This window comes from Clostridium sp. UBA4395 (assembly GCF_002390995.1).
GTDB classification, from domain to species: domain Bacteria; phylum Bacillota; class Clostridia; order Clostridiales; family Clostridiaceae; genus Clostridium_J; species Clostridium_J sulfidigenes.
In genome coordinates, this window is sequence record NZ_DGRF01000007.1 from 1 (window position 1) to 12,486 (window position 12,486).

9 protein-coding genes and 1 pseudogene are annotated in these 12,486 nt (G+C 29.2%); 3 read left to right on the forward strand and 7 right to left on the reverse strand.

What is annotated here, in order from left to right; genetic code table 11:
• Nucleotides 1–146, forward strand: a pseudogene (locus B2694_RS00365) (IS256 family transposase); the annotation flags it as partial.
• Between the two features lie 660 nt (nucleotides 147–806).
• Here the strand turns inward: B2694_RS00365 and B2694_RS00370 are convergent.
• From B2694_RS00370 to B2694_RS00385, 4 genes are all read right to left on the reverse strand, one after another.
• Complete coding sequence (locus B2694_RS00370) at nucleotides 807–2,051, reverse strand: glutamate-5-semialdehyde dehydrogenase (protein WP_346884074.1); 1,245 nt, start codon at nucleotides 2,049–2,051, stop codon at nucleotides 807–809.
• 26 nt (nucleotides 2,052–2,077) lie between these two features.
• Nucleotides 2,078–2,890 (reverse strand): glutamate 5-kinase, encoded by an 813-nt coding sequence (proB, locus tag B2694_RS00375; protein ID WP_346884075.1) that lies wholly within the window; start codon nucleotides 2,888–2,890, stop codon nucleotides 2,078–2,080.
• Nucleotides 2,891–3,148: 258 nt separating this feature from the next.
• Nucleotides 3,149–4,063 carry a hypothetical protein gene (locus B2694_RS00380; protein WP_346884076.1) on the reverse strand — a complete coding sequence of 305 codons (915 nt, stop codon included), beginning with the start codon at nucleotides 4,061–4,063 and terminating at the stop codon, nucleotides 3,149–3,151.
• A 77-nt stretch (nucleotides 4,064–4,140) separates the two neighbouring features.
• Nucleotides 4,141–4,983: a helix-turn-helix domain-containing protein gene (locus tag B2694_RS00385; protein ID WP_346884077.1), complete on the reverse strand. Its 843-nt coding sequence runs from the start codon at nucleotides 4,981–4,983 to the stop codon at nucleotides 4,141–4,143.
• A gap of 331 nt (nucleotides 4,984–5,314) precedes the next feature.
• On the opposite strand from B2694_RS00385, the gene B2694_RS00390 reads away from it, so the two are divergent.
• Nucleotides 5,315–6,646, forward strand: a complete 1,332-nt coding sequence (locus B2694_RS00390) for a DUF4910 domain-containing protein (RefSeq protein ID WP_346884078.1) — start codon at nucleotides 5,315–5,317, stop codon at nucleotides 6,644–6,646.
• A gap of 126 nt (nucleotides 6,647–6,772) precedes the next feature.
• On the opposite strand, the gene B2694_RS00395 is transcribed toward B2694_RS00390, so the two are convergent.
• From B2694_RS00395 to B2694_RS00405, 3 genes are read right to left on the reverse strand one after another with little or no spacing between them, the layout of a single operon-like run.
• A complete protein-coding gene (locus B2694_RS00395; RefSeq protein WP_346884079.1) occupies nucleotides 6,773–7,744 on the reverse strand; it encodes a C39 family peptidase in 972 nt (323 codons plus the stop codon).
• A 25-nt stretch (nucleotides 7,745–7,769) separates the two neighbouring features.
• A complete protein-coding gene (locus B2694_RS00400) occupies nucleotides 7,770–8,231 on the reverse strand; it encodes an 8-oxo-dGTP diphosphatase (protein ID WP_346884080.1) in 462 nt (153 codons plus the stop codon).
• Between the two features lie 38 nt (nucleotides 8,232–8,269).
• On the reverse strand, nucleotides 8,270–9,358 hold the full coding sequence (locus tag B2694_RS00405; protein WP_346884081.1) for a radical SAM protein: 1,089 nt from the start codon (nucleotides 9,356–9,358) through the stop codon (nucleotides 8,270–8,272).
• A gap of 220 nt (nucleotides 9,359–9,578) precedes the next feature.
• Between B2694_RS00405 and B2694_RS00410 the strand changes: the two genes are divergently transcribed.
• Nucleotides 9,579–12,455, forward strand: coding sequence for a DEAD/DEAH box helicase (locus tag B2694_RS00410; protein WP_346884082.1), 2,877 nt, complete (start codon nucleotides 9,579–9,581; stop codon nucleotides 12,453–12,455).
• Nucleotides 12,456–12,486: the final 31 nt, after the last annotated feature.

A 12,486-nucleotide genomic window follows, 5' to 3' on the forward strand; every position in this document is an offset into this window, starting at 1 on the left:
GAAGTGTATTTCCAAGTGATATGTCGTTGCTAAAAGCATTGTACTTAGCAACTTTTGAAGCCACAAAAAAATGGAGTTTACCACTTAGAAACTGGGGAAAGGTTTATGGAGAACTGTCCATAATGTATGAAGGAAGACTTCCTTAAAGCCTGCGGCTAAGATATAAAAAAATACACCCGATTTAAGGGTGTTCTTGACATGTAATTTATTTACTATTATATTAAAATTAAGGCATGGTAGCTACATCATGACCTCCATGCCTTTAAAATAATTATCATAGAAAGCTATTTACAGAAATAATTTCACACTCTCTATTAGCTAAATATTTATTTAATATATCATGGATAAAAAATAGGGCTGTCACACTAAAAAATTAGTGCTACAGCCCCATTTTAATGTTAGATATGAAATGTAGTATTTATAATCCTCCATATAATCTTTTATTTAATGACCTTATTAATACTTTTAATCTATGTAGAATTCTCCATTCTTTATGTCTATTTTTTATGCACATTTCAATTAATAATATTATACCACTTCCTTATATCCGATTTTATTTGTCGGTTTTCAAAAAAATAAACTTCTGTGCCTGACCATATAAATACCCAACACACTATGCTTAATATACCTGGAAAATAAGCAATATATGGAATTGCTACCTTCTACACCTTTGTTATTCTAAATAATATATTTATATTATTTGAATCTATATATAAATATATTCAGATTATCTTCCGAGTCCTTACTATGCAAAATAAAAATGACAAAAGGAGTGAACCAAAATGACTTGATTCACTCCTTAGTTATTATCTTATTTGACCATTGCCAAATATTATATACTTATTGGTAGTAAGCTCTTTAAGTCCCATAGGACCTCTCGCATGTAGTTTTTGAGTACTTATGCCTATTTCTGCTCCAAATCCGAATTCCTCTCCATCAGTAAATCTAGTAGAAGCATTCACATAAACTGCTGATGCATCTACTTGTTGATGAAATTTTTGAGCATTTTGATAATCATTTGTTACTATAGCTTCAGAGTGGCCTGAGCCATATTTATTTATATGAGTTATAGCTTCATCTATATCTTTTACTATCTTTATGCAAATTATATAATCTAAATATTCTTTATAATAATCCTCTTCATTTGCTAGTATTATGTCATTTACTATTTCTATAGACTTTTTATCTCCTCTAACTTCTACTTTTCTTTGTCTTAACTCATCAACTATTACTGGAATAAATTCTTTTTCTATATCTTCATGAACAAGTAATTTTTCCTCAGAGTTGCAAACTGCTGGTCTAGTAGTTTTTGCATTTATAACTATTTGTTTTGCCATTTCTAAGTCACTATTTTTATCAACATAAACATGGCAGTTCCCTGTTCCAGTTTCTATTACTGGTATTGTAGCATTTTCTACTACTGATTTTATTAGTCCAGCGCCTCCTCTTGGTATTAGCACATCTATATATTCATTTAACTTCATCATATTTTTAACAGTTTCTCTACTTGTATCTTCTATTAATTGAATACAATCTACTGGTAACTTAGTTTTTTCTAAGGCTTTTTTTAATATTTTTACTATTTTTTTGTTGGAGTTTATAGCTTCACTTCCACCTCTTAGTATTGTTGCATTACCTGATTTTAAACATAGTCCTACTGCATCACAAGTAACATTTGGTCTTGCCTCGTATATTATTCCTATTACTCCTAGAGGTACCCTTTTTTTTCCTATTTGTAGTCCATTTGGTCTAGTTACTATTGAACTTACTTCACCTACAGGGTCTTCTAGTCCTGCTACTTGTGTTAAACCTCCACTCATCCCTTTGATTCTATCTTCATTTAAAAGCAATCTATCTATTATTGCTTCTGATGTTCCCTTATTTTTTGCATTTTCTATATCAATTTTATTTGCTGCTATTATTTCCCTAGCATTCTCTAATAATACTTTTGCCATTTCATTTAAAGCTTTATTTTTTTCATTTGTTGAAATATTTGATAATATGTACGCAGCTTCTTTTACTTTTTTCCCTTTTAAAATTAACTCTTCCATCTAAAATTACTCCCTTCATATTTTGTTTATCTTTCTTTTCCCAGAAATAAAGTTCCTACATCGTCTCCATTTAATATATCAATAAGTTTACTTGGGTCTTTTCCATTTGCTAATATCATATTTGTACCATTATCAGTTACAAGCTTCGCTGCATGTATTTTAGTTTCCATGCCACCTGTACCTAAATTACTTCCTGCCCCTTCTGCAAAATTTAGTACTTCTTCCGTTATATATTTAACTTCTTTTATAAGCTTTGCATCCTTATTTGTTCTTGGATTAGAGTCATAGAAACCATCAATATCTGATAGTATTATTAAAAGATTTGCATCCACAATAGTAGAAACTATTGCTGCTAGATTGTCATTATCTCCAAATTTAGATATGTTTTCAATTTCATCTATAGATACACTATCATTTTCATTTACTATTGGAATTATTCCGCTTTCTAGCAAAGTTTCAAAAGTATTTACAACATTATTTCTACTTCTTTCACATTCTATAATGTCTCTTGTTAAAAGTATTTGACCTACTGAATAGCCATATTCTCCAAATAGTTTGCTATAAATATTCATAAGTGCTACTTGCCCTACAGATGCTGCTGCCTGCTTTTCTCTAATAGTTTTTGGTCTTTCCTTTAAGTTCATTTTACTTACTCCAACACCTATTGATCCAGATGTTACAAGGATTATTTCTTTACCACTATTTATTAAATCAGATATTGCCATGGCTATTTTTTCAATTCTTCTTAAGTTTATGTTTCCATTGTCATAGGTTAAGGTTGAAGTACCAATTTTTATAATTATTCTTCTTGAATTTTTAATATTTTCGCGATATTTCATTTTTATCTCCTCTTAAGTTTCCTTCATTAATTTTATCTTCTAATAAGCTTGTAATAATATTATCATAAAAATATGAGTTTATTAATACTACCCCACTCTACAATCTATTAGAAATAATTCCCAATACATAGCAAACCTAAGAATATATCCTATACATAAAATAACCCACCACAACACATTACTGTATTGTCATGGGTTTTATTGTGGAGGCGAGACACCACTATTAAATTGAAAACTTATTTACATATTAATTTAAAATTAATATAAATTTATTAACCCAAAAGCTTTGAAAACCCTGGCTCTTTTCACGGCTATGTAGCAAGTCCAAATTTTAGTAACATTTCTAGCTACTTCACTATCTACTCCCCAAGAAAAATTAGGTTGCCAAAAACCTTCTTCCTTTAATGTATTAATCCAAAAGGAAAAGTTCTTTTCTATAAAGGCTTCAACTAATTTATACCATTGTGACTCAGGTGAAGTTACTAAATCTAAAGGTTGTGATACATATTCCATCCATTTACCTTCATCTATACAAAGACAGTCTAATATTCTTCTTTCCATAGACCTTATAGTTACATCACTAATCAAATTTGAATTTAGTTCTTTTAAAACTATAAATAGTCTTTGTAGGCAATAGCAATCATGGTCAGAACACTCTTCATTACTATTTAAAAACTCTATACATCTAGCTGCAATTTTATTACCTATATCCTTTTGAACAGCATTACCATACTTGATAAAAGCTGAGGCCACAACAGCACACGGGTTAGGAGTAAATTTTGTATCTGGAGCATATATCCACCATGGTGCATGGGGAAAGTTCTCAACTTCCTTTGGAACCTTCTCCCAGAATGATGGCGTATCTTCAATGGTTTTTTCAAAATAATTTAATAAATTTCCAAACCACGGCTCCTCACAATTAAGGTCATAATCATATGCAATAAAAACGGCCTCAGTAGATGCTATACTTGTTGATGATGGTAATAGCATATCAGCTTCTAATCCCTTTCCAAAACCACCATCCTCATTTTGATATTTTATTAGTTCTGATACTATATCCTCTTTACTTCCCTTATTAAAAATATAATTCCATTTTACTTTTTCAATATCTCTACCATCACTAAATATATGCTCCTCTATATTTTTAAATTGGCTCATCTTTAACTTTTTCATAGTACACCTCACAAATTTTATTTCATAACTTAATGTTAATACATTAAGCACCTTTAGTATTGTAAAAATGCGACATTCTATTTAATTAACTCGTTTATAGCTTTCATAGGAGTGTTTCCATGGTATTTTTTAAAGTCATTTATCATATGAGCTTGATCACAATAACCATAACTATAAGTAATATTACTAAGATTAAAATCTCTCTTAAAAGCTATGTCTTTCCATATATTTTGATATCTAACTAAACTGCAGCACTTCTTAGGAGTTATTCCAATATATTCTCCAAAGATACGCTCCAACTGTCTAGAACTAACAGAAATATAATTACTAATCTCTGATATTGTAGTTACCCCTTTAGATTTCAAAATATAATATACTCCATTTAATAAATTTTTATTTCTAAAATTCTTATTGAATAATCTTCTTAGCAATAACTTTTCTATGTAATATATTCTTTCTTCAATCTTAGGATAATATATAACTATATCTTCAATTTCTTTTCTTAAACCCATAAAATATTGGTCTACAATTGCAAACTCATTACACTTTTTAGGCAATTGATTATCTGTAAATAAATGCACAGCCCAAAAATTAAATCGGATACCAAAGGTAGAAATCAACGCTGAGTTTTTAACCTCTTCTGTATAAAAAGGAGAATCATTTATACTACAAAATAGGTTATTCACTTTATTAGTACTATAATCTATATCAAAAATTATATCCATACAACAATCTGGAATCACAATATTGTTTCTATCCCCCTCTTTAGTTATTTCCTTATTTCTATACGGCACTGGACTTCCCCAAAAGCATCTTATATATGGCTTTAAAGTATCACATGGCTCAACTTCTCTATAAGTATCTGATTTATTTATTATATTATTAGTTATGGGTTTAAATAAGTCTGATAGCTCTTTCATTTGTTCCACCACTTCATAATAATTTATTTTTATTTTTGTTAATAATCGTACTAATATTATAACATTATTTCTAATATTTAGGATAAACTTTATGTATTAAAATCTTTAATAAATAAAGTTCATAAAAAGTGTTAGTGTGCTTAATTTATTACTAGAATTAAATGTAATTAAGTGTTAATATATTCATATAATTTACAAATAGCATATGTTGAATTGTACTAACTACATTACAAATACTATTTAGTTATAAATGAAAGGAGTATAAAATTTTATCTATTTTAAGATTAAAACAAAGGTTATACTTACTAATAATTTTGGGGAGGGATTAATTTTGAAAGGCACCAAAAAAATAATATGTATATGTTGCTCTTTAATTGTTATAACATCACTTGTGGGTTGTAATGGTGTTAAAGACAAGTCCTCTAGCTTAAGTGATATAACTAGCATAAAATTCAAAGATTTTTCAAAGGATATTTCTGAAGATAGGATATATAGCACTATAGAGAAACTTTCAGCAAAGGATGATGCTAGAATAACAGGGTTTGATGGAGAAAAGGATGCAGCATCATATATTTCTAAAGAGTTTAAAGACATGGGACTTAGTGTTGATGAACAAGAGTTTCCTGTAACCGCATTTAAATGTAATGATGTAGAAGTAAAAATAGATATACCTGAAAGTAAAGTTGTTGAATCTAAGGCTTTAACCTTTAGTAAAGAGACTCCAAAGGAAGGCTTAACTTCAGAAGTCGTTAATGGATATATGGGAACACAAGCTGATTTGGAAAAAGCTAAAGTAAAAGATAAACTTGTTATTATTCAACGTGGTGGTGATACATTTAAAAATAAAACTGAAAGAGCTACTGCATTGGGTGCTGTAGGTGTTATATTTTTTGATCCTAATAGCAAAGAACCTCTATCTGCTACCCTAGTTGAACCTACAAAAATACCAGCTGTTACAATATCTAAAGCTGATGCAGAATATCTTAATTCAACCATAATAACCTCAAAAAAAGGCCTTAAAGCCACACTAAAGGTTGATAGTCAGTGTCTAGATAGTAAATCTAAAAATATTATTGCAACCTTAAAATCTAAAAAGAAAGATGCTAAAACCTTAATAGTTGGAGCTCACTATGATGGAGTAGATACCCCAGCTGCAAATGACAATGCTTCAGGTATTTCTACTGTAATGGAATCAGCAAGGATTTTATCCAAGAAAAACCTTGATTGCAATATTAAATTTATTGCATTTGGTGCTGAAGAAATAGGTTTAGTGGGTTCAAATTATTATGTTCAATCTTTAAATAGTGATGATTTACAAAATACTATTGCAATGATAAATGCCGATATGGTTGGTATCGGTGATAACTTATGTGTTTACACAATGGATAGCTCTAAGGATTCTTTAACTGCTGATTTAGCAGTAAGTTGTATGAATAACTTCCAATACGATAATAGAAGAGATGAAAGTAACAGAAGTGATCATGTAGCTTTTGAAGCAGCTGGTATACCAGTGGCATATTTTGAATATGGCCCATTTGTTGACTACCATACGGATAAAGATACCGCTGATAAGATCAATAAAGAAAACTTATCTAATACATGCAACGTAATCACATCTTTATGTAATGAAATCGGCAATAATCCAGAAAGATTCTCAAAATAATAAATATATAGATAAGGTCTTAAGTTTTACACCTAAGACCTTGTTTCTACTTCATAGATCATTCTTTTATCCATAATAGTAACTTCCCACTAAGTAACTTGATTTATATTAACTAAACTTAATAATTTATTCAGTTGTGAATGTCCATAAATTCTCAGTTTGTTCCATAAAAATATCTATATTCCACGTTTGTCTACTTCTTTTTCTACTATCTGAATCATTTACTATTATATTATTTTTACTATTAACACCGGTTAATACTATAAAATGGCCATCTGTCGTAAATGCTCCTGGTCCCATGCTGGCTATTATAGGTTGTCCTCTTCTTAAAATATTTAAGATTTCAGACTTAATTAAAGGTACTTCTGTACCATTCAAACCAAAATGTTTTGCACCCTCAGTCATAAGAGTCCAACTTGATCCTACTCCATCAACTAAATATCCATTCTCACTGCTAAACTCAGCTACAACCTTTGGATTAATATCTGTATTACCTGTAAGCCCTACTGCTACCATAGCTAAAGCCGTAGGTCCACAACCATTAATCGCAATAAAGTTTGATCCATATTTTTCATATCCCCATCTTTTATCCCATTGTAGAAAAAGTGGAATTTTCCCTCTTTGATAATCTTGTTTTATAGATATTCGTTTATTGAAATCTGGATTATAATTAGGGTAATCAGCAACAAAATCTATTACCTCTACTTTTTTAGATGCTAACTCCAGAAGTTCTTTTGGATACAAACTTAAGTTACTTAGAATAGCACCAATTTCAGGGTAATCTTTTGACATTTGCAATAAATTTTGTACAGTTAAATCATTTGAATTTAATACTTCATCTGGTATTTTATCTATATAGGTATTTTCTTGTAATTCTTCTTTATTATCATCTATACTTAATTTATTAAATATTTCTTTAACTTTTCCACATCCTATATATACTATGGATAATATAACTACTATTGATATTAAACGTCTTACTTTTTTATTAATATTTATCTTCTTATATTTCTTTTTTATATTTCTTTTTTTCACATTTGTTTTTTTTACGTTTGTTTTTTTTACGTTTGTTCTTTTTGCATTTGTTTTTATATTCATTGTAAGTATCTCCCATGTAATTAATTTATTTTATTATATGATTCCAACCAGATCTTTGTTGATTCTCTGTAATAAAATACTCATTAAGTTTATCCTCTAATATTATTTTAACCATCCTATCAAATCCATGGGCAAGATTTAATAAATGAAGTTTATCTATATCATGCCAAAATACATGACCTTCTTCACCATACTCTATTAAATCTCCCTGGTATGAATCAGTTTTAAAAAGAAAAACCATATACCTTTTATTATCTTCTGCCCTATACCAATCTTTAACACCGCAAATTTCTAAATTATTTACTACTAGGCCAGTTTCCTCATTAATTTCTCTGATGGCTGAATCTACAATAGACTCACCCTTTTCTACATGTCCCCCTGGAAAAGCTATGCCAGTCCAATTTCCTTTAATGCGGTTCTGAACAAGAACTTTATTATTTATTTTATCCATTATCATAACCATATTTGTTAGTTCTACATTCTCCATATATTACACCTCTTAAGTACAATTTATATTTTTTTGTTTTATATCAAAAGCCTTTTTACTTCTTCTTCTTTTTCAAACAATACACATCCACCCTTATGTTCACCAAGAAGCATTTCTTCTGCACTTAATTTTTTAAATAAAGGTGATTGGAATGCATCTAACAAGCTAGAATTTTTTAAACTTGTATCTGAAAAAGGTGAAAATGGACATGGCTCTACTCCTCCACTTGTGTTAATATGAAAGAAACCTCTTCCAGCAGCAAGACATCCTCCTGAATGTTTTTCATCTCCTGGAAAAGAAATGAAAATCATATCTTCATAAATTTCTCTAAGACGAGCTTGTTCACTTTCAAGATAAGTCCTTTCTTTATCAGTTGGTGCTAAATCTTTAGTTGAAGCAACTACTGGTACATACTCTACAAAAATTACTAACTTGCAACCTCTGTTATATAATTCTTCTATAAACTTTTTACTAGCCACATTATAGATATTTTCTGTGGTAACAGTTATAGAAGCTCCATATAATATTCCTTTAGATTTAAGTGAATCTATTTTATTTATGAGAAGTTCATAGGTTCCTTTACCACGTCTAGCATCAGTTTTGTTCTCATCACCTTCAATACTAATAACAGGCACAAGATTTCTATTAGCATCGAATAGCTTAATATATTCTTCATCAATGATAGTCCCATTTGTGAATATAGGAAAAATAATTTCTTTAATTTTAGACGCTTTTTCTATAACATCCTTTCTCATTAAAGGTTCTCCACCAGCTAGTAATATAAAAGAAATTCCAAGTTCTTTCCCCTGTTTAAATATATCTTCCCATTTATCACTTGTCATTTGATCTTTATTTGACTTTTCACCACAGGAATTATTTGCTCTTGCATAACACCCTTTACAAAAGAGATTACAGCTACTAGTGATGCTTGAGATTAGGAAAGGTGGAATATGTTGTCCCTTCTCTTCAAAGGCTTTTCTTTTTTTAGCAGCTTTTTTGCTTTCTAAAATATATTTCATAATGAACTTTGCCTCTTTGGGATTTTGAAAAGAAGCCTTCATTGCACCCTTTACAATGCTTTCCACCCCTTCATTTAAATAGTTAACTAAACTAAACTCTGTACCCATTTCAATGCCATCTCCCTATAAATTATTTATTTAATTTACTTTATTTCAATATCAAGTATTCTTTAATATTCACAGTTCACCTTACCTTTAGTATGATAAATTCTATTTAAATACATTATATCATTATATAGTAAAATCCATATCATATAATTATGTTATAATATAAAAATTGATGAAATTATTTACACTTTAACTATGATAATTTAAATGTGAGGTAAATATGAGTACTATAACTAAAACAGATATAGTTAATACACCAGTAAGTATTAACTTTAAGACTATTGATATGGATACAAATGATAAAAATATAATTAAAGATGAGATTATTAAAGCTAGTGAAACTGGTTTAGTAAATAGCTTAATCCATTCAAATTTAGCTTTAACACCAAAGTTAATAGTAAATGACTATTCAAAAGGTAGCAAGGTTTTAAATGAAATAACCTCTGAATTAACTAAATGTAAAGAGTTTTTTATATCCGTTGCCTTTATTACAAGTAGTGGCATAACCCCCTTACTAGAAACCTTGAAATACTTAAATAAAAAAGGCGTTAAGGGTAAAATTTTAACTACAGATTATCTGAATTTCAGTGAGCCTAAAGCATTAAGGAAGCTACTTGAATTTTCAAATATTGAAATTAAGTTATATAGCAAAGAAAACTTTCATACTAAAGGATATATATTTAAATATGAAGATCATTATAAATTAATTGTAGGAAGTTCGAATTTAACTCAATCAGCATTAACAAAAAATAAGGAATGGAATTTAAAAATTTCCTCTTTAGAGGCAGGTTCCTTAACTGAAAATGTAATTGATGAATTTCAGGAGCTTTGGAAGGATGCTGATGACTTAACTTTAAATTGGATAGAAACCTATGAAGATATTTATAAAAAGCAAATTGAATACGCAAGAAAAAGTAACGTTCCAAGACTATCACAATATAAGCTTAAGCCAAATAAAATGCAGGTAGCTGCTATTCAAGGATTAAATAAGCTCAGAGCAAACGGTGCAGATAAGGCTCTCTTAATTTCTGCTACTGGTACTGGAAAGACTTATCTATCTGCTTTTGAGTTAAGAAATTATAATCCTAAAAAAGCTCTATTTATAGTACATAGAGAACAAATAGCCAATCAAGGTTTAAATAGCTTTCAAAATGTATTTGGTGATACTCGAAGCATGGGAATTCTCTCTGGAAACCGAAAGGAAATTAATAAAGACTTTATCTTTTGTACAGTCCAAACACTATCAAAGGATGAGGTGCTTCAAAGTTTTAGCAAAGATGAATTTGATTATATTATCATCGATGAAGTTCATAAGGCAGGAGCTAATAGTTATCAAAAGATAGTTGAATATTTTAATCCTAAATTCTTACTTGGCATGACAGCTACCCCAGAAAGAAGTGATGACTTTGATATTTTTAAAATGTTTAACTACAACATTGCCTATGAAATACGTCTTCAACAAGCCTTAGAAGAAGATTTACTTTGTCCATTCCATTATTTTGGTGTATCTGATATTAGTGTTAATGGCGTGGAATTAGAGGAAAAATCAGACTTTAGAGCTTTAGTAGCTGAAGAAAGAATTAATCATATCATTGATAAGATTAATTTTTATGGATATTGTGGTGAAAGAGTAAAAGGGTTAATATTCTGTAGTAATAAAAAGGAAGCCATTCAACTTTCAAATATATTTAATACTCGCGGTTATAAAACAGTAGCCTTAACTGGAGAAAATACTCAGGATGAAAGAGAGGCAGCAATTCAACGTTTAGAGCAAGAAGAATTAAATAACTCTCTAGATTATATTTTCACAGTTGATATATTTAATGAAGGTGTAGATATACCTGCTGTTAATCAAGTTGTTATGTTAAGGCCAACTAAGTCAGCTATAATTTTCGTTCAACAATTAGGTAGAGGACTTAGAAAACATAAGTTTAAAGAATATGTTGTTATTATAGATTTTATAGGAAACTATAACAGCAATTTTTTAATTCCCATTGCTTTATCTGGAGATAGAACCTTTAATAAAGATTCCATTAGAAAATATGTTATGGAAGGAACAAGAATAATACCTGGTTGCTCCACTATTAATTTTGATGAAATATCTAAAAAGAAAATATTTGAATCCATTGATAAAGCTAATTTTAATGATATTAAGCTAATTAAAGAAAGTTACAATAATCTTAAGCAAAAGATTGGTAGAATACCAAGTTTAACAGATTTTGATACTTATGAATCTATTGACCCATTAAGAATATTTGATAATAAAAGCCTGGGTTCATACTATAAATTCTTAAAAAAATATGAGAAGGACTATGCTATAGAACTTAATGAGTCTGAAGAATTATTTATTGAATTCATCTCTAAAAAGCTAGCTTCCGGTAAAAGAATTCATGAACTGCTTATGCTTAAGCTTGCTATTAACCATGAAGCCAATCTAATCCATAGACTAAAAAAAGAGCTAAAAGATGATTATAATATAGATTTTAAAGCTACCACTGAAACTAATGTGGTTAATGTTCTTACAAATGAATTTCCCACTGGCACTGGTAAAAAAACTTATGAAAAATGTGTTTTTTTAGAAGTATCAGATTCTGATTATAAAATTTCTAAATCCTTTAAGAACCATCTTGAAAATAGGGATTTTAAATATATAGTTGAGGAGTTAATACATTTTGGAATGGAAAGATATAAAAAATTCTACAGTAAAAGTTATATGAATACGAGTTTTCAGTTGTATCAAAAATATACCTATGAGGATGTTTGTAGATTACTTCAGTGGGAAAAAGGAGAAGTTGCACTTAACATTGGTGGATATAAATTTGATAAAAACACTAAAACCTACCCTGTATTTATCAACTATGAGAAATCTGAAGATATTACTAATACTATTAACTATGAAGATAGATTTCTATCTCCGTCTCAGTTAATTGCTATATCAAAGTCAGGTAGAACAATAACTTCTGATGATATTGTACAAGCTTATAGAGCTGAAGAAACCGGTGTTGAAATTAGCTTATTCCTGAGAAAAAATAAGGATGATAAAATTTCAAAAGAATTTTACTTCCTTGGAAAAATTAAAGCTGTAGGAATACCTTAAAATGGAACCTATAGCATAGACACTTTAAAAA